We start from the raw sequence: 17,175 nt of genomic DNA, 5'->3' as shown, positions 1-17,175 counted from the left end.
GAGAACAGCCGCCCACAGGCGGCTGTTTAGCACCATTATGCGGTCTGGAACACCGCAACCATCGTACGTAACTGCCCTGCGCGCGCGGCGAGTTCATCAGCTGAGGAGGCCGACTCTTCTACCAGCACGGCGTTCTGCTGCGTCACCTGATCCATCTGGTTCACCGCAATATTGACCTGCGAGATGCCACTGCTCTGCTCTTCGGATGAAGAAGTGATGTCGCGCATCAGCTGAGAGGTCTGTTCAATGGCGCAGACGCTCTGTTTCACCTTATCGCCAGCGTTCTGCGCCATGGCGATCCCTTCCTGCGCGTGACCGACCGACTGCTCAATCAGACCTTTGATCTCTTTAGCTGCACTGGCTGAACGTTGTGCCAGTGCCCGCACTTCCGATGCAACAACCGCAAAACCTTTACCCTGCTCACCGGCGCGTGCCGCTTCCACGGCCGCATTCAGTGCCAGAATGTTGGTCTGGAAGGCGATACTGTCGATCACCGAGGTAATCTCTTCAATTTTACCTGAGCTGCCACGAATTTTGTGCATGGTCTCCATCACCGAATCCATCGCTGCACCACTGGAGAGTGCAGCCTGCGTGGCAGATTCTGCACGGGCAGAGGCAAAGCGCGTGTTATCCGCGTTCTGCTGAATGATTGCCGCCAGCTGCTCCATGCTGGCAGCCGTTTCAGCCAGTGAAGCCGCCTGTTGCTCGGTGCGCGACGACAGATCGCCATTGCCACGGGCAATCTCTTCTGAGGAGTTGGCGATGGTAGCCGCGTTACCTTTGATATCCGACACCAGCTGAGCAAGCCGCTGCTGCATCCGCATCAGTGCATTCAGCAGCTCAGCCATCTCATTGCTGCCGGAAACGTTCAGCTGTGCTGTCAGATCGCCCGCCGCGACGCGGCTGGCAACTTCGACCGCTTCTTTAACCGGACGGGTCACTGAACGGGTAATCATGACGGCCAGCAGAATGGCCAGCAGCGCGACAGCAAACAGACCTGCCAGTAACAGATATTGCGCATAGCGGCGTTCCTGGATCTGCGTCTGCATCATTCCTTCCAGACGATGGCTGGTTTGTTCACCCAGCTCGCCGTAACGGTTAATCGCCTGGGTAAAGACCCGCACATAGTCAACCGGCGTCACGCTGGCGTGACCGCTGACAAAGACACTATCAGCCAGATTCAGTGCACTCAGCGCCTGCTGGTTCGCATCCTGTGCCAGATTGCCAAAGGTGGTTTTAAGATCTGGCTCAATGGAAAATACTTTATCCATGTTGCCGCTAAACTGTCTCAGCGCCGTTTTGCCATAATCAAGCTGAAATGCCATGCGGCTGCGATCGGCATCCGACACATTCCCACCCGCAATCAGCGACGTGCCGCTAGCACGAATCTGTCCCAGCGTTTCAGTCAGTTGCGGCAGGCGACTAAAGATACTGACAATCAGCTGGTAGGTATTCAGATCGGCATCCAGCGATAGCTGATAGAAATCAAGTACATCCTGGTTCGTATCGAGCAGCGCCTGAATCAGCTGAGCATGTCGCGTCAGGCTGGTTGCCAGGGTCAGTTTGCCCGCGTTAATATCGTTCTGCAGCTGGCTCCACTCCTGATTAACCCGCTCCAGCCGTTTCAGCGGCTGCGCCTGCTCATTATTCTGACGTAATTCGTCAGCAATCGTCTGAGATAAGCGATTAACCTCACTGACCAACGCCATACGTGGCGCGTTATCTGGTTTGTTCAGCGAGATAGCGATCGCACTTTCCGCACGGTGCCGCTGCAGCAGGTTCAGCAACTTGAGCACCTTTCTTTCGACCGGTATACCGGTCAGTTCCACATTCTTTGTATCAATAAGCTGGTTGCCCGTCTGAATAAACAGAAAGGTGGGTAAAATAAACAGCACCAGCGCAAAGGATCCGAGTAACAGGAATTTCGCTGGCAAATTAATCCGGTCGAGTATTTTTTTCATTCTTTTCCGCTCTGATGTGTGAGACGTGCAGGTGTGTAGCGCACGAAATAGCTTTCGTAATATTATTTTTACCGTTTCTTTGACATAGCCAGAGATGACTCATGCAGCACAATGTCGCTATGAAGAAAGGAGTTTCGTATAAAAATCAGAAGTACATATAACACAGAAGGGAGTATAGATTGCGCTGCGTTATTTTACAGTGAATAAAATGACAATATTTACTTCAATATTCACCTAAGCCAAACTTGAAAAATACCCTTAAAAATCATAAAATTGAAATAAAAACACCTGGCAAAAATCATTAAGCCACAAGCCTGACTTCAGCGTTATTGTTTTGAAGATAAAGAAATTCAAGTTGCGTCATGAATAGCCGATAACTGACATCCTGCCTGTATCTGACTCATTATCACCAGACTATCAAAACAAATATCTACGCCCGGCAAATTCCAATTTAAACCTTATAACCCTAAAGAGTTACCTGCACTTTTATAATGAAATCGATTTCATATTATATTTATTTCAGGAAAAGCCGTTTTATTTATTCTGATTTAAGATAAAAAAAAGCCCCCACATTGTGGAGGCCCTTAAGTTACTGCTCAACCATTAAAAACTTTCCCAGTTCGCCTTAGTCAGGTCGATGGTCTGGTGCTCAGGCTGCTTTGTGTGTAATACCGGACGCCGTACTGCAGCGGTCTGCTGCGACTGCACTGCACTGTGATTGCTTTCCAGCTTAAAGGTCGCCACCAGTCCCGACAGCGTTTCTGCCTGCTCCTGCAGCGACTTAGAGGCGGATGAGGCCTCTTCCACCAGCGAGGCGTTCTGTTGCGTCACTTCATCCATCTGACCGATAGCCTGATGAACCTGTTCAATGCCTTTGCTCTGCTCAGAGGTAGCCGCCGCAATCTCATTGACCAGATCGGCCACCTGCTGAATCGCCTGACGGACATTTTCACTATTAGATCCAACGCCGCTGGCCTGCTCTAAACCGTGCTCGACCTGTGAAACCGATGTTGAGATAAGATCCTTAATTTCACGGGCGGCAGAAGAGGAGCGCTGCGCCAGATTGCGCACTTCAGAGGCAACAACGGCGAAGCCGCGACCATGCTCGCCCGCACGCGCTGCCTCGACTGCCGCATTCAGCGCCAGAATATTGGTCTGAAACGCGATGCCTTCAATCAGCCCGGTAATTTCAGAGATTTTGGCAGAGCTGGCACGGATTTCATCCATGGTGCTGAGCATCTGCTTCACCGCCGTCCCATTCTGGATTGACATGTGATTCGCGTTATTTGCCAGGCTGCTGGCCTGATGCGCACCTTCTGAGTTCTGTCGCACCGTTTCGCTCAGTGTCGCCATGCTGGCTGAGGTTTGCTCCAGTGAAGCCGCCTGTTCTTCCGTGCGTGCAGAGAGATCTTCGTTGCCTGCGGCAATCTGCGTTGATCCGGTACTGACCGATTGCGCGGCATGATTGACAGAGAGCAGCGTGCCGGAGACGCGCGCCAGCAGCTGATTAAATGCCATCGCCGTTTTGCCGATCTCATCCTTACTGCGGACCTCCGCGGTATGAGTCAGGTCGAGGGTATGACTCACCTGCGTCATGGTATTGACCATGCCTGAGAGGCTCTTTTTAATGCCGAGAATCACCTTAGCGGAGAAACCGGCCAGTATCAGAATAAGCAGCAGCGATCCACCAGACATCGCCCACAGGGTCTGGCTATAAACGCGCTTGTTCTCCGCCCTGAGCTGTTCGCCAATATCGATATTCAGCTGAATCTGACGGGTGAAATCCGCTTCCATCTTACGGGATGCGGCACCAATACCACCCTCACTCTGCAATAACGGCAGCGTGACCGCATCATTATGGGCGCGTGACGCAGCAAGAAATGCCGGCAATGCGCTGCGGACCGCATCCAGATTTTTATAGGCCTGTTCCGTCATCGCTTTGTCTTCATCGTTCGAGACATCGTTTGTCATGTAGTAATCATTGAGCGACTTAATTTGCGAAAGCAGATTCTCAATGCGCTCTTCCGCAGCAGGGAATTTTGCCGCATCGCTGGTGCTGTGGTGGCGATAAAGCGCAATACCTAACTGATTGGTGACACTGATCGATTTATTGAGATCGCGAATGCTGGGTATCGCGTTCATCTGTACATATTCAAAGCGGGATTGAAAGCCCGAAATCACTGATAAAGAGATAATCACCAGTGCAATCAGTGACATTGCAAGCAGTGAGAAAATCAATACCAGACGTTGTGTAATAGTCATACTTGCCCCCGGCAAAAAAGAATAATCTGGACATAATTCAAAGTTGGATCGTTCTTATCGGCTTTTGTCTGCAGGGCTTTAATTAAGCATGGCGAATATATTTTTATTTTTCCTTGCGAATGGCACAGAGTGAACTACACAGGAAACTATTCTGGCATTAGTTCATTTTTATTTTGACACGCCCTTTTACATCTCATCATCTGCGATAAATTTACCAGATGGGCTGTCAGAAGTTTTCCACTGCCGGATGGTCACAATGAAGCGGCAGCAGACATTCATTGGGATCTGATCATTAGCTCGCTAATTCAACAGTTCTGATGATGATAATTGTAAAGAGAAGGCAATAAATTTTGTGAGATGCCGTGACAGAAGCAGCAACGGCAGGGGTTGTAAAGCTGAAGAGCTGAAGGGTGAAAAAACAGCATGACAGTCTGTCATCAGATTTTCTGATAAGAGGGTGACTGGCTACCTGTCGGATAACAGGCGTCCATATCAGATTTTAGCCTTTTGTGTCAGGGCCAGATTAAATCAGTGAAATCGCTGGCAGAATGCTGAATCTGGTCTATGCTCACTGGCCCGACCAGGCTTTTGTCTGTTGGGTAGCAATAACGCTTAAAATAAAAAAAGGTAGTCGTCATGGATTTAGCCACATTTGAAACCAGAACCGGTCTTTGGCCACACATGCAGTTTACGGATGTTGAATATGAAGTGTGCAGCGCAGGTGTAGAGATCTATGCCATTGATGTCAGTCGTCAGACCAAGAGCAAGCTCTTTATCTGTCGTGTCACCAACGAGCAGCAGGCAGCGTCGCTAACGGCACAGTTCAAAGAGTGGTTGCCGAAGTTAAAGCTTAAAAAACGCAAAGTTGCATTGAATCTGGCGCGCATGGCGTGCGAGAAGAGCTACCCCGCGAATCCTAAATTCCAGGATCGTTCTGACATGCGTCGGAACACATCCAGGCTCTGATGCCTGCTTCAGCCTGAACCTGTTACAGCGGGCAGGCTGAAACGCTTTATTATCCTGTCTGCGCTGCGGCACGTTTTAATCACGCGCCGCAGGCACCTGGAACAGCCGACATTCCCCGGGCTCAATTGAGATATCACTGAAAGTCGTGATATGCATCTCTATCCACGTATTCGCGGCCCGAAGCGTGTGAGGTGAGTTGCGTTGTTCCAGTTCAGCCACAAAATCCCGGGTACTCACTGTGCACTGACCGGTATCATCCCGCCTCATCGCCTCTCTGAATGCTGACCAGACCTCATCATCCTGTGACATCTCAACCCCACACCTGCTTTCAACCGACAAAATACTGTATGCATGAACAGTACAATTATTCTTGTAAACGGTCAAGTCTGCTCTGTGTACCACTCTCAGATCGCTAAGCAATGGCTTAATTGTGGCCATTTATAGCAGAAGCAGCAGCCGAAACAGGACTTTAATCCTAATCTTAGAAATCGTTTTCATATCGGATTAAGGTGTTGATTTTTAGAGTCATTAAACATTGTTAGCGTTTTAATTATTTGATATCTAACTAAAAAAAGAGTTAACCGTAGCGGCATAAACATGGTTTTTGCCCTATCTTTGAATGGCTCTGTGATGAAATCCACTTCTTTTACAGAGCGATCTGACTCCTACCCTTGCCCCCTTTACAGGGGGCACTTTTTTCAGATAACGCAGATACCCACATCTGATTGTCTCTGCAGACCGGCAACGTTCATGCGTTGCGGACTACTGTGCTGATGACGTTAAAGGCGTGTCTGGAAAAGTGGTTGATTTGTAAGCTGATAATTCATTGGCGGTGCGGACATCAGCAGAAGCCTGAAACAGCGGATTGAATCTGAAAACAATTTTCCGGATTAGCAAATAAACGGATTTTTACCCGCTTAAAAACCTCGCCAGAATGACATGGTAAAGAGAGTAAAAAGTGCGTAATAATCTGGCAATATCAGATTGACCAGCGCCTCACCAGGGATGCTGTAACGTTATAATAATGCGCTATATCTGCTATTCGCTCCCGCTTTTGCGGGGGCTTTTCTTTTCCAGTCATTTCTATGCCCGGTTATTGCCGCACCGCCATCTGATGTCCTGATTGTCGAATCCTGTCGTACTACCTGAATCTACGATTAAATTAATGCTGCAAATATAACGGCATAATGGTCGCAGTTGTGCCCTTAACCGGCAATATTTCTGTGATATGTTTAATCAGTAACTTTTGCCACGTGAGTCTGATTATGCTCTCCACCCTTATTTACCGTAGCCAGCTTGCGGGTTCTGTCTCGCCAGAGAGATTGAAAGCGCTGGTGGAGCGCGCCAGTATCAAAAATGCCGAGGCTGAAGTCACCGGGATACTGCTCTATGACGGTCAACACTTTTTTCAGGTGCTGGAGGGTAGCGTCGACAACGTTCACACAGTTTTCCAGCGTATCAGTCAGGATGAGCGGCATTTTAACCTGATTGAGCTGATGCGGGATTACGCCCCTGCGCGTCGCTTCGGTCATGCCGGTATGGCCTTGTTTGATTTACGTGATTATCAGAAACACACCGTAGTGGATGCCCTGCTTAAGCGGGTCACCCTGAGTGATGAACGGATCAGAGATGACCGGGTGGTAAAGTTCCTGCGTTCTTTCGTCGAGGGGCGGGATAAAGAGACGTTTATCAAAATTGATCCTGCCAGTCAGTGGACGCTGACAACGCCAGTCACCTCCGAAACTCAGCCAGCCTGGCAACCGGCACCGGGTCAGCGTTGTGAATTTGCTTTACAGCCTATCGTGGATACAGCGAATCGCCGGATTGTCTCCTGTGAAGCCTTAATACGTGGTCAGCACGGCGCATCACCCGCTGATTACTTTTCACAGTTGCCAGAAAGCGAGCGCTATCAGGGCGATCTGCACTCTAAAACCTACGCTTTCCAGCTGGCCAGGCATCTGGGGTTGCGCGAGCAGACACTCTCCGTCAACCTGCTGCCCATGTCGCTGGTGGTAATCGATAATGCTGTTGAACATCTTATCCAGCAGATCAGGCAGCAGGGATTGCGACCAGAGCAGGTGGTGGTTGAAGTGACCGAAGATGAGATCATCTCGCGCTTCGACGCATTCCAGTTTGCTGTCCAGCAGCTGAAAGCGGCCGGGATCAGCCTGGCGCTCGACGATTTTGGCGCCGGTTTCGCTGGCCTGTCGCTGTTAGCCGATTTCCAGCCCGACAAAGTTAAAATCGATCGCAAGCTAATCACCGATATCCACCGCAGTGGCCCGCGTCAGGCGATAGTGATGGCCATCATTAAATGCTGTCAGGCGCTGGAAATTACGGTCATTGCGGAAGGGGTTGAAAAAATTGAAGAGTGGCTCTGGCTGGAAGGTGCCGGGGTACGCTATTACCAGGGCTTTCTGTTTGCCCGTCCAGCCCTCAATGCCCTGCCTGCAGTAAGCTGGCCAGCACGACGCCCGGAATCGCCCTCGCCGTGATCATTCCCTTTCCTGCCCTTTTGCCCATAATTTGATGCGGCTCACACCGCTTCGCTGCAAAAGGCAAAAGCTGTGCCATGCTTGATTCATCTGACAGCCTTCAGGCAACACAGATATTCATCAGGTCACTGGACAACAACCGGAAATGGGAGAGTCATCATGAACGAAGATCGCATTGGCGGTAACTGGAAGCAGTTCAAAGGTAAAGTTAAGGAAAAATGGGGTGATCTTACGGATGATGATATGACCGTTGTAGAAGGGAAGCGCGATCAGCTGGTCGGTAAAATTCAGGAACGCTACGGCTACGAGAAAGATCGTGCCGAAAAAGAAGTGAAAGAGTGGGAAGATTCCAACAAGTACCACTGGTAACGCGTTCTTAATCGCCGGGCGTCCCTGCGTCCGGCACCTGCCCTGTAGCCCTGTTTAATCCCTCTCACCCACTGCCATCTCTGCACCCGATACACCGGCAGATTATGGAAATGATTGTTTCTTTATTTATTCCTGACGCGCATACTGCGTCATCTTCCCTGTTCATGGGATCTCAATGCCTTCCGGATATCAATTATGCCCCAGCACTCTACTGACACCGTATGTGGTCTCGTCGGTGTTCTTCCTGAAACTCTGCGCCGCTGGCGCCGTGCCGGGCTGTTAACGCCGCCTGGTCCTGCTGGCTACTCAGATAATCAGCTTACGCGTGCGCTCTGTGTGCGTGAAATGACCTCAGGGGGTCATACGCTCTTTGATATCCATACTGCGCTGAACTGGTCCAGCGTTACGCTGCCTGGCGGCTGGGCCTGTCGGGAAGAGGATATGTTGCATCTGCTGGCGCACAATACGGACGCAGATGTTGATCGCGAACTACAGATGATGAATACCGACTATTGTGGTGATGATTATGTTAATCGCTACCTGCGACCGCTCAACCTCTGGCTGCGCACTGACCTCAGCGAAGGTGCGGCGTGGCGACAGCAGCGTTTTCATTCAGCGGTAGTCAGTCAGTGGGAGCGCCTGGCGCTGGCCTCACAACGACGCAGCACCGTACCGCTGTTTCTTGAAGCAGTCAGCGTCACAGATGAAACCGAGATCTGGATGGAAGCGATACGGCTTAACGGACAGGGCTTTCGGGTTGAAGTTGCAGCAGATGCGTCAGGTATTCCCGCCGTGGCGCAACGCCGCTTTGAACATCATCTGATGTGGTGTGGTGATGGTATCAGCGCATCGATGAAGGCTGCATTTCACTCCAGTCTTGAGGCGGGTGAACCGATCATGCTGACCGGAACGAATACCGGCTTACCGTCGCAAATCAGCCTGATGGCTGCCAGCGCCTGAACTCTTTTGACTTTCTTACCTGCCAGCAATTAAAAAGGCGGAAACAGCCTGTGCCGTTTCCGCCCTGTTCATATTACTGATGTTCAAGGGTACGCTGACCGCCGATCGCAATCGGGATACGGCGCGGTTTCTCGCTCTCCGGTATTTCCTGGATCAGATCAATGCTAAGCAGACCTTCCGCCAGGCTGGCTCCGGTGACCTTCATGTGCTCTGGAATGGAAAAGCTCAGCTGGAAATCGTGTCGGGAAATACCGCGGTGGATCCAGCTGGTGTTCTCTTCCCGGCCCTCGCCAGACGCTTCCTGGGACGATTTCTCTCTGTGACCGGCCACTGAAAGCCGTCCGCCTCGTAACTCGATCTCCAGTTCATGCTCTTTCCAGCCAGGTACGCTGACGGTCAACGCATAGCGATTATCCTCTACCCGCTGCAGATCGTAAGCGGGAACCGACGTTACCGGGCTGTCGCCAGTAAGCTGACTGAACAATTTATCGATGCGGTTAAAGCGGTCTGAAAAGACAGAATCAGCCAGCGAAGGGAACACTGAAAATTGTTGTACTGACATGGTGATAATCTCCTGAACAGGTTCATCCAAAAGTTCATCTGATCGGGTTCATATTTCCGATCATCTCCATAAATAGGGATCAGTTGTCAGCTTTCAAGTCGGTAAATATAATTTTTTTACCGTTATCAGACAGCCGGTTACCACAGCAATAAATTTCAGGATATTAACGCAACCGTTACTTTTTGCTCTGAGGTGCAAGAGCAAAATGGGGATGACAGCCAGCCAGTAATAACAGCAACTCATATTCTCCCTGACTTAATAATGTCGGGTTACCTGCGGCTTCTTTGGTTTGCCAGACGCGCAGGCTAAGGTCAAAACGCTCAGCAGCGCTCTGCTGTGAGAGCCCGGCGGCAAGACGAAGTTCACGTACATTACTCTGGACGACCACAGGCGGCCTGGGGGGACGATTCACCAAACAAAGACTCCTTAAACATGATTAAACCGCAAAGGCACAGCGCTTTGCCATCAATAAAAGCGAAGCGACCTGAGAGCGGCCAGAACGAAAAGACCAGAGAATAATTGACTATTTTAAATAAATGTCAAATTTCAGAGTTAAAAATCATGCATGATTTTTTTATAAGCGAAGCGGTATATTTTGTCCTGACAGAGACTTTTCTATTTCCATAGAGTGCTTTATTCCTCCAGCCAGGAATTATCCTGTTATTTGCCTTAAGGGCCATTCAGGGATTAATCCGCTACCTCAATCTCCCTTTCTTCATCAGGATAGATGTATCGCCTGAGGGTCATGTTCAGGCAGCATCATTGAAAAAGAGGAGGATAATAAATGAAAAATCCTATCCAGCGTCGCTCGCCCGACGATCTGTCGCAGGTGGAAATTCGTGAACAGTGGCAAATCACCTACTGGACCCAGGAACTGAGGACGACACAGGAAAGGCTGACACGCGCGATCCGCGAGCGAGGGCCGCGGACCGAACAGGTACGTGACTGGCTGGAGCAAAACCCGCCGCCACGTCGTCCGACACAATTCACACACGGCATGAAAGGTTAAACTGATTACTGTCTGAAGCGACGCGTTACTGGCGGTCTTGCGGTAGATTGACCTATAGCAGTCAGGAGTACACTGACAGGTCATATCTGCCGGTCTTCATCTTTTCGGGCTTTTACCTTGAGTTTTAATAGGTTACCTCCCTTATCAACCAGCGGATAGCGATCCGTCTCTGGCTGCAGACCTGTTTCACTGTAAAACTGACTTAGAAATAACATTAACCACCCTGAATGCTTATTCATCTCCTGACGGAAAATAAACATTAACAACCGTAAAAACCCTCTCCTGGCTATATAAAATGAACAAATGTAAATAATCAGGCGCATCTTCGATTAAATTTTCGAATCGTAACAACCCCTTTAATGCGTTAAAGAAAATATTAAGAGACACCCGCTGCATAGTCCCTTATCATCCAGGTGAAAATAAAAATCACGCCATATTTCCTGCCGCCCGAATCACATTTCGCTCCGGACAGTTTTCTTTTTTCGCTCCGTAATCAGCCGGTGCGGGGGTTCTACACACATGTTAAACAATTTAAACGGCGACAATGAGCGCCGCAGCCGCGCCTTACAGGCGTTGCGCGACCCTGATGAAAGCCGCGATGAAGTTCTCAGGAAATTTGTCCGGTTAGCCAGTCAGGCCCTGGGTATCCCGGGCAGCTTTATATCGGTGCTGGATGACGAATTCCAGACCGTTCGGGCATCACACAATTTTGATCTGCAACGTTCAAAGCGTGCGGATTCACTTTGTCGCCACGTGGTTGATAGCGACAGTGCGGTAATCGTCCCTGATACTTATTACGATGCGCGTTTTGTCACGCATCCCCTGATCACTGGCGCACCCTTTATCCGCTTTTATGTCGGTGTGCCACTGAAAACACGCGATGGCATTATTCTGGGCACACTATGTGTAACCGACACCGAGCCACATGCGTTTCCCAGTGACCAGGTGACGACATTAACGCTGCTCTCTACGCTGGTAATGTCCTTTCTTGAAGCCTGGCACTCGGCGGGTTTTACCGATCCGGTGACCGGGCTGCCTAACCGTCAGCGCCTGATACGTGATTTGCAATATCTTGCCGTTGCCGGCGATACCACGCCACGCCGTCTGGTTCTGATTGATTGCATCGATATGTCGCGTGCTTATGAACTGGCCCGCACCATGGGAATGAGCCCGGTTGAGAGCCTGCTGAAAGATATGGCCACTCTGCTGCCGCTGCGCCTGCGTCCAGCGGTTGGGGAGATGATCTATACGGTGGCCACCGGCCGCTTTGCTATCCTGACCCGAGCGGATAGCCGACTCAGTGCAGCCTGGGTAGCCGGTCGTCTGGAAGGCATCAGTGCGGATATGGATGAAGGTCTGTCGGTCGCGCTGACTCCCCATACCGGTGAGGCTGACTTTGTCGCTGGCAGCATGCCAGCGTCTGAAATATTAGGCCGTGCGGTCAGTGCGCTGCATGAAGCGGTCGGCCGTGGGCTGCCCTCTCAGCGCTTTGACGCTGAGGCCGAAACGCAGCGTTCAGAAGATTTCCTGCTGATGACCGATCTTAAAACGGCGTTACGCGAGAACACCGGGCTATATATGGTCTATCAGCCGAAAATTTGCCTGCAAAGTGGTAAACCCGTGGGTCTGGAAGCGCTTATCCGCTGGCAACATCCCAGCCGGGGCGAACTTTCTCCTGCTGCCTTTATCCCGCTGGCTGAGCAGACCGATCTGCTCTCTGTACTGACTGCCTGGATTATCGATCGGGCGGTTGAGCGCCTCAGCCGGTTGAGGAATAACTGCATCCAGCTGCCGCTAACGATAAACGTCAGCGTACGTGACTTTGCGCGCGAGGGGTTCGCTTCAGCGCTGGAAAGTAAGATGGTCAAATCTAAGCTCCCGACCTCTCTGCTGGGAATCGAATGTCTGGAAACCGAACGTATCCTTGAAAGCCCGACCGCCCTGCGCGGGCTGGAGATGCTCAGAGCACGAGGATTCACTATTTCACTCGATGATTTCGGTTCCGGCTACAGCAATATCAGTTATCTGCGTCGCATGCCGCTTGATGTGATTAAGCTGGATCGTTCCCTGATCAGTGAGCTTTCCTCTGACACGGCTTCACGTATCATTGCACGCAGCATCATCGCCATGCTTAAAGAGCTGGACTATACCGTAGTGGCAGAAGGGGTTGAGTGTCCGGATGCAGTAACATCCCTGACCGAATATGGCTGCGATCAGGCTCAGGGCTATTTCTATTCGAAGCCGTTGAACGAAGAAGCATTGGATCACTGGCTGCACTGGAAGCTGCGTGGCGAGTGTCATTAAAACTGGAGCAGACGCAATCTGATATCAGATTGCGTTTTCAGTGAGCAGATCGAGCTCTGATATCCTCCTATGATTCTAATTCAAAATATTTGATCAATATCAGCAAAAGTTAGCTATATCAGTCTGGCGAGATCGCGCCTATCATTCATTCCATCGAGGCAAAACGCCTCTCCCCGACTGAAATACGCTAAGGAATTGACCATGAAATCCATCAAAACTTTCGTTGCTGTTGCTGCACTTTCTCCGATTTCATTCGGTAGTTTTGCCCAGACTATTACCGCTACCGCTTCTACCCTGGATGCTGCTGAAGCGAAAGTCGCGGCACAGGCCAAAGATGCAGGTGCATCCTATAAAATTACCGGCGCACGTGTTGATAATCGTGCTTATGTCTCTGCTGAACTGATCAAATAACATTTACCCCTTCAATACGATGAGGCTGCCATTACGGCGGCCTTTTTTATTATGCAGGAAGCATAAGTTAGTCTGCTCAGGTTCAGCGTCTCTGATCCCATTACGATTGTTGGAACCGTGCCCCGTAATTTGCCGTTCCGCTTACTGCCACCTGCCGTGGTGCAGTCTGTGCGACAGTGAATAAGTAGAGATGAAACATTTTTTGAACAATGCTAGCGTGTGCGCAACAATCTTATAAAACGGAGCTGCACATGCTGACTACCATTATATACCGCAGCCATATTTCAGATGACTTTCCCATCAGAACTCTGCCCGCGATGGTCGACAACGCCAGCAAAATAAATGCGGCTCACGACGTGACCGGCATCTTATTATTTAACGGTACCCATTTTTTTCAATTACTTGAGGGTCCGGAAGCGGGCATTCAGGCAGTCTATCAGAGAATTTGTGCAGATCGACGGCACCACAATGTGGTGGAGCTGATGCGCGACTATGCGCCTTACCGCCGATTTGGTAATGCGGGCATGGTCCTCTTTGACCTGCGTGAACACGATCGCTCGTCGCTCCTGCAGGCAGTGCTGGATAAAGGGACGTCCAAATATCGCCTCACCTATGATGATCGGGCACTGCAATTCCTGCGCACGTTTGTAGAGTCTCGCGAGAAAGAGAACTACTACGAGGTCCTCCCGCCGGGTTACTGGGAGTTTATTTCTGAGCACAATGATGTGCCGGATTCCCGTCCGGAGACAGAAGGCGTCAGCTTTCGCCCGGTGGTGGATCCCCTCGCTCGTCAGGTTACAGCGATTGAAGCGACCACCCTGCGGCCTGCTCCCGCCGACGAAACCTCAGGCGATCAGCTTTATGTTAACGATCTGGAAACCGTGAAAAAGACGTTTGCCCACGCTGGCCTGGTCTGCCCGGACGGTATGACATTGTACGTCAGCCTGCTGCCTATGACGCTGGTGGTGATACCCGATGCCGTCGATCATATTGTGACCGCTATTCAGCAGGCGGGACTGGTCCCTGAGCAGGTTGTAGTTGGCGTAAGTGAAACCGCAGTGATCTCGCAGCTGGAAGCGTTCTCTGATGCCGTACGCGCGCTAAAAGCAGTCGGAATCAGTCTGTCGATCGACAATTTTGGTGACGGCTCCGCGGGATTGTCCTTGCTGACTCACATTCAGCCCGACCGCATTCGTATTGATGCCGGTATCACCCGCGACGTTCATCGCAGTGGGCCAAAGCAGGCGGTGGTTCAGGCGATTATTAAATGCTGTTCAGCACTCGAAATTACCGTCATCGCGGCAGGGATCGTACAGGCAGAAGAGTGGATGTGGCTGGAGGCTGCAGGCGTGATCAACTTCCAGGGCACGCTGTTCGCAGCCGCGGGGCGCTATGAAGCACAATCCGTTGCCTGGCCGGAATACCGTGAGGCGATGTAACACTCTCTGTCCCGATGGTGATAAAGCGGTACGTCATTGCGAGGCCGCTTTCTTCACCGATGCCCTGCGCGGCAGTATCAGAGCCGCAGCGGTCCCATTAAACATCGCCCCTCCCCCGCGCCCCCATCGGATCCGTTCTTGCGACAGCAATAACAGCAGCGCCTAACTGCAGGTTCCGGTCATACCTTAACCTCTGCACTCATTCTGGCTTAGCTCTATTGGGTAACCACTGTAGAGAGTAAAGTTACCTGTTTAACTCTTCTACTGAGCAAATCAGTGGCTGCGGATCCATTTTTAGGATCAAACTTCATTACCTATCCACTGTAGCGAGTAAAGTAACGATATTCAGGATTCGGAAACCACTGTAGCGAGTAAACGGAGTAAGTAAATTGTCATTCGTCCTTCTGAATTGCAGCGCGAAGGCGCATTACCCCTTGTTTCAGGTACTCCAGGTACGGTTTCACTTAGTCATAACCACTATAGCGAGTAAAAACCCGATCTTCCTCTCAACAATGAATTTTGACCCTTGATTGCAAAATCCGCCCTGCATACGGCCTGGCAGAAACGCTTTGAAAAGAAAATTGAGCTCTGTGGCTGCAAAAACCTGAAGCACGCCACACTGTTTAACGGCTGTGGCGAGTAACCATCTATAGGTGTGGGCATTTGGCAATTTAACAGGAAGTCTTTTACTGACAATATATAAGTTGATAGTGAGTACTTACTATATTTAAGATAACCACTATATCGAGCATAGGCCAGTGACAATAACAACCACTATAGCGAGTAAGCTCCCCATTTCTGCTCCCAATTAACAACCACTGTAGCGAGAATATCTCATTCCTCAGCGTCAATATCTGATGATTAACTGACCGCTTTAGCGATAAAGCAACCTGATAACCACTGTAGCGTGTAGTTTACTCACCCTTATTGGACGAAAGGGAGCTGAAAAAGCGCGGTAACGGAGGAGATAACCACTATAGCGAGTAGAGTAATAACACCAATTTCACTGCACAGCCTGCGTGAATACTTCATGTCTGGCATGCATTATGTGCCGTGATCAGGTGGGTAACCACTATAGCGAGTAAAGATGGGATCATTCTGGCTGTTACGCTCTTTGAGACCGCTCTTCCGGGAGAGACTAACCACTATAGAGAGTAAACACAGCACCGGGCTCAATTCAGGCCCTGCCGATGGGGAGTGAGTAATAGCGCGATTAACCCTATTCAGACAGGCGTTACGTATGTTGCTGACGGGCTGGCAACCACTATAGTGAGTAACGTTACTCGCTACAGTGGTTATTGCCTTTCAGCCCGGCGTTCCCGATAAGAGGTTGAAAGCGGAGTACATGTTTGCAAAAACCGTGTCATTGCTTCTTCTGCTTCCTGATTTTGTTCAGCAGCTCTTTTTCCTCACGCGAGACCATCACCAGCTCACTGCTATCCTCTTCAATCACCGGTTCAGGCAGGGTGACGTCAATTACGTCGGAATCGATATCAAGATCGTCAAACTCATCCATCTCATCATCGATCAGGCCTGACTTACTGAGCGGCAGTTCGGCCGGACGCAGTTTAGGATGACGGTAATGAACCCAGAAGTAGACTGATGAACCACGTCGGGTTTCGGTGTAGTCGAGATAACCGATCTCTTTCAACTGCTCCATGGCCTTTCTGACGGTGGCATTCTGCGTTATCACGCGCGAGGTCAGATTAAGTCTGGCGCGCAGACGCGCCATAGATATCGGCGCAGGCTTTGGCGGAAGGCTTTCAATGAAGGTGTAGAGCGCCTGAGCAGACTCTTTGCGTGCCAGCTCATTGATGGCTTTAAGCTGCAGCAGAACCTTTCTGTCGAACTGATACAGCTCAAAGATCTTGGGATCGGCCTGCAGCGTTACCGTGTCCTTCTTGATGCTGTATTTCGCAGACTGCACCAGATGCGTCGTGTAGTTCTCTCCGCCCTTACTGGTAAAAGTCAGGGTGTTAGAGGCAATACGGGTCAGCGAAGCGTCCAGGCGGCTTCTGAGCTTCGAGGAGAGCCGCACTGAGGGTATGCCGCATAGTTTGGCAAATTCAACGAATGAGAGCGTTACCGTGTCTCCCAGACACTCATGCGTAGCGAAAGCACGAATGATCCCGACCCAGGTTTTGAAATCATTATCCATATCCAGGCGGGCACCCAGAATCTTGATGTTGTCATAGCCTTCTGACCTGACCAGGGATAACTGTTTAAGATCCTGGGTCACATCCATGGCGTTCATCTGGTTTTTCTGACTGCGTGCTGTGGATTTTAACGTCGGAACAAATAAACCGAGTCGCATCAATGCTACCGGCTGGACGGTGTTGTTACTGTTGGGGGTAAGAGTAACAACTTCACCTGTACGTTTATCTGTTTCACTAAACGCATCAGCTATGTTCAGGATATCTGGTTCTTTTCTTGGCAT

14 protein-coding genes are annotated in these 17,175 nt (G+C 50.5%); 8 read left to right on the top strand and 6 right to left on the bottom strand.

Annotation, left to right across the window (positions count from 1 at the left end; translation table 11 throughout):
- Positions 1–35 precede the first annotated feature (35 nt).
- The gene (locus tag ACR8BN_RS21880) at positions 36–1,961 is read right to left on the bottom strand and encodes a methyl-accepting chemotaxis protein (protein ID WP_434747832.1); all 1,926 of its coding nucleotides are present in this window, start codon (positions 1,959–1,961) and stop codon (positions 36–38) included.
- A 603-nt stretch (positions 1,962–2,564) separates the two neighbouring features.
- Entirely contained in the window at positions 2,565–4,223 is a 1,659-nt protein-coding gene (locus ACR8BN_RS21875) for a methyl-accepting chemotaxis protein (RefSeq protein WP_115758453.1), read from the bottom strand.
- A 636-nt stretch (positions 4,224–4,859) separates the two neighbouring features.
- On the opposite strand from ACR8BN_RS21875, the gene ACR8BN_RS21870 reads away from it, so the two are divergent.
- Entirely contained in the window at positions 4,860–5,189 is a 330-nt protein-coding gene (locus tag ACR8BN_RS21870) for a hypothetical protein (protein ID WP_031593089.1), read from the top strand.
- 75 nt (positions 5,190–5,264) lie between these two features.
- On the opposite strand, the gene ACR8BN_RS21865 is transcribed toward ACR8BN_RS21870, so the two are convergent.
- Positions 5,265–5,498, bottom strand: coding sequence for a hypothetical protein (locus ACR8BN_RS21865; RefSeq protein ID WP_060678836.1), 234 nt, complete (start codon positions 5,496–5,498; stop codon positions 5,265–5,267).
- A 956-nt stretch (positions 5,499–6,454) separates the two neighbouring features.
- On the opposite strand from ACR8BN_RS21865, the gene ACR8BN_RS21860 reads away from it, so the two are divergent.
- The 3 genes from ACR8BN_RS21860 (at position 6,455) to ACR8BN_RS21850 (ending at position 9,013) form a co-directional block, all read left to right on the top strand.
- Positions 6,455–7,684 (top strand): diguanylate phosphodiesterase, encoded by a 1,230-nt coding sequence (locus ACR8BN_RS21860; RefSeq protein ID WP_031593091.1) that lies wholly within the window; start codon positions 6,455–6,457, stop codon positions 7,682–7,684.
- A gap of 159 nt (positions 7,685–7,843) precedes the next feature.
- A complete protein-coding gene (locus ACR8BN_RS21855) occupies positions 7,844–8,053 on the top strand; it encodes a CsbD family protein (RefSeq protein WP_010256969.1) in 210 nt (69 codons plus the stop codon).
- Between the two features lie 195 nt (positions 8,054–8,248).
- Entirely contained in the window at positions 8,249–9,013 is a 765-nt protein-coding gene (locus tag ACR8BN_RS21850; protein WP_031593092.1) for a MerR family transcriptional regulator, read from the top strand.
- Between the two features lie 73 nt (positions 9,014–9,086).
- Here the strand turns inward: ACR8BN_RS21850 and ACR8BN_RS21845 are convergent, their stop codons facing one another.
- Both ACR8BN_RS21845 and ACR8BN_RS21840 read right to left on the bottom strand, forming a co-directional pair.
- Positions 9,087–9,575, bottom strand: a complete 489-nt coding sequence (locus tag ACR8BN_RS21845) for an Hsp20 family protein (protein WP_039387365.1) — start codon at positions 9,573–9,575, stop codon at positions 9,087–9,089.
- A gap of 175 nt (positions 9,576–9,750) precedes the next feature.
- Positions 9,751–9,990, bottom strand: a complete 240-nt coding sequence (locus tag ACR8BN_RS21840) for a hypothetical protein (RefSeq protein WP_022624236.1) — start codon at positions 9,988–9,990, stop codon at positions 9,751–9,753.
- A 369-nt stretch (positions 9,991–10,359) separates the two neighbouring features.
- On the opposite strand from ACR8BN_RS21840, the gene ACR8BN_RS21835 reads away from it, so the two are divergent.
- The 4 genes from ACR8BN_RS21835 (at position 10,360) to ACR8BN_RS21820 (ending at position 14,738) form a co-directional block, all read left to right on the top strand.
- On the top strand, positions 10,360–10,584 hold the full coding sequence (locus ACR8BN_RS21835) for a DUF3606 domain-containing protein (protein ID WP_010256955.1): 225 nt from the start codon (positions 10,360–10,362) through the stop codon (positions 10,582–10,584).
- A gap of 519 nt (positions 10,585–11,103) precedes the next feature.
- A complete protein-coding gene (locus tag ACR8BN_RS21830; RefSeq protein ID WP_134161885.1) occupies positions 11,104–12,888 on the top strand; it encodes a GGDEF and EAL domain-containing protein in 1,785 nt (594 codons plus the stop codon).
- A gap of 201 nt (positions 12,889–13,089) precedes the next feature.
- Positions 13,090–13,299: a DUF1471 domain-containing protein gene (locus ACR8BN_RS21825; RefSeq protein ID WP_434747831.1), complete on the top strand. Its 210-nt coding sequence runs from the start codon at positions 13,090–13,092 to the stop codon at positions 13,297–13,299.
- Between the two features lie 251 nt (positions 13,300–13,550).
- Complete coding sequence (locus ACR8BN_RS21820; protein ID WP_434747830.1) at positions 13,551–14,738, top strand: diguanylate phosphodiesterase; 1,188 nt, start codon at positions 13,551–13,553, stop codon at positions 14,736–14,738.
- 1,363 nt (positions 14,739–16,101) lie between these two features.
- Here the strand turns inward: ACR8BN_RS21820 and ACR8BN_RS21815 are convergent.
- Positions 16,102–17,175: a RepB family plasmid replication initiator protein gene (locus ACR8BN_RS21815; RefSeq protein ID WP_031593098.1), complete on the bottom strand. Its 1,074-nt coding sequence runs from the start codon at positions 17,173–17,175 to the stop codon at positions 16,102–16,104.

The sequence above is a fragment of the Pantoea sp. Lu_F5_004 genome, assembly GCF_051136245.1.
GTDB classification, from domain to species: Bacteria; Pseudomonadota; Gammaproteobacteria; order Enterobacterales; family Enterobacteriaceae; genus Pantoea; species Pantoea agglomerans.
The sequence above is the reverse complement of the archived record's forward strand: the minus strand, read 5'-3'. Positions and strand labels throughout refer to the sequence as shown.

Coding starts and splice junctions, on each gene's coding strand:
- ACR8BN_RS21830 (WP_134161885.1), top strand. CDS start 11,104: ATGTTAAACAATTTAAACGGCGACAATGAGCGCCGCAGCCGCGCCTTA.
- ACR8BN_RS21815 (WP_031593098.1), bottom strand. CDS start 17,175: ATGCCAAGAAAAGAACCAGATATCCTGAACATAGCTGATGCGTTTAGT.
- ACR8BN_RS21870 (WP_031593089.1), top strand. CDS start 4,860: ATGGATTTAGCCACATTTGAAACCAGAACCGGTCTTTGGCCACACATG.
- ACR8BN_RS21860 (WP_031593091.1), top strand. CDS start 6,455: ATGCTCTCCACCCTTATTTACCGTAGCCAGCTTGCGGGTTCTGTCTCG.
- ACR8BN_RS21845 (WP_039387365.1), bottom strand. CDS start 9,575: ATGTCAGTACAACAATTTTCAGTGTTCCCTTCGCTGGCTGATTCTGTC.
- ACR8BN_RS21855 (WP_010256969.1), top strand. CDS start 7,844: ATGAACGAAGATCGCATTGGCGGTAACTGGAAGCAGTTCAAAGGTAAA.
- ACR8BN_RS21850 (WP_031593092.1), top strand. CDS start 8,249: ATGCCCCAGCACTCTACTGACACCGTATGTGGTCTCGTCGGTGTTCTT.
- ACR8BN_RS21820 (WP_434747830.1), top strand. CDS start 13,551: ATGCTGACTACCATTATATACCGCAGCCATATTTCAGATGACTTTCCC.
- ACR8BN_RS21825 (WP_434747831.1), top strand. CDS start 13,090: ATGAAATCCATCAAAACTTTCGTTGCTGTTGCTGCACTTTCTCCGATT.
- ACR8BN_RS21865 (WP_060678836.1), bottom strand. CDS start 5,498: ATGTCACAGGATGATGAGGTCTGGTCAGCATTCAGAGAGGCGATGAGG.
- ACR8BN_RS21835 (WP_010256955.1), top strand. CDS start 10,360: ATGAAAAATCCTATCCAGCGTCGCTCGCCCGACGATCTGTCGCAGGTG.
- ACR8BN_RS21880 (WP_434747832.1), bottom strand. CDS start 1,961: ATGAAAAAAATACTCGACCGGATTAATTTGCCAGCGAAATTCCTGTTA.
- ACR8BN_RS21875 (WP_115758453.1), bottom strand. CDS start 4,223: ATGACTATTACACAACGTCTGGTATTGATTTTCTCACTGCTTGCAATG.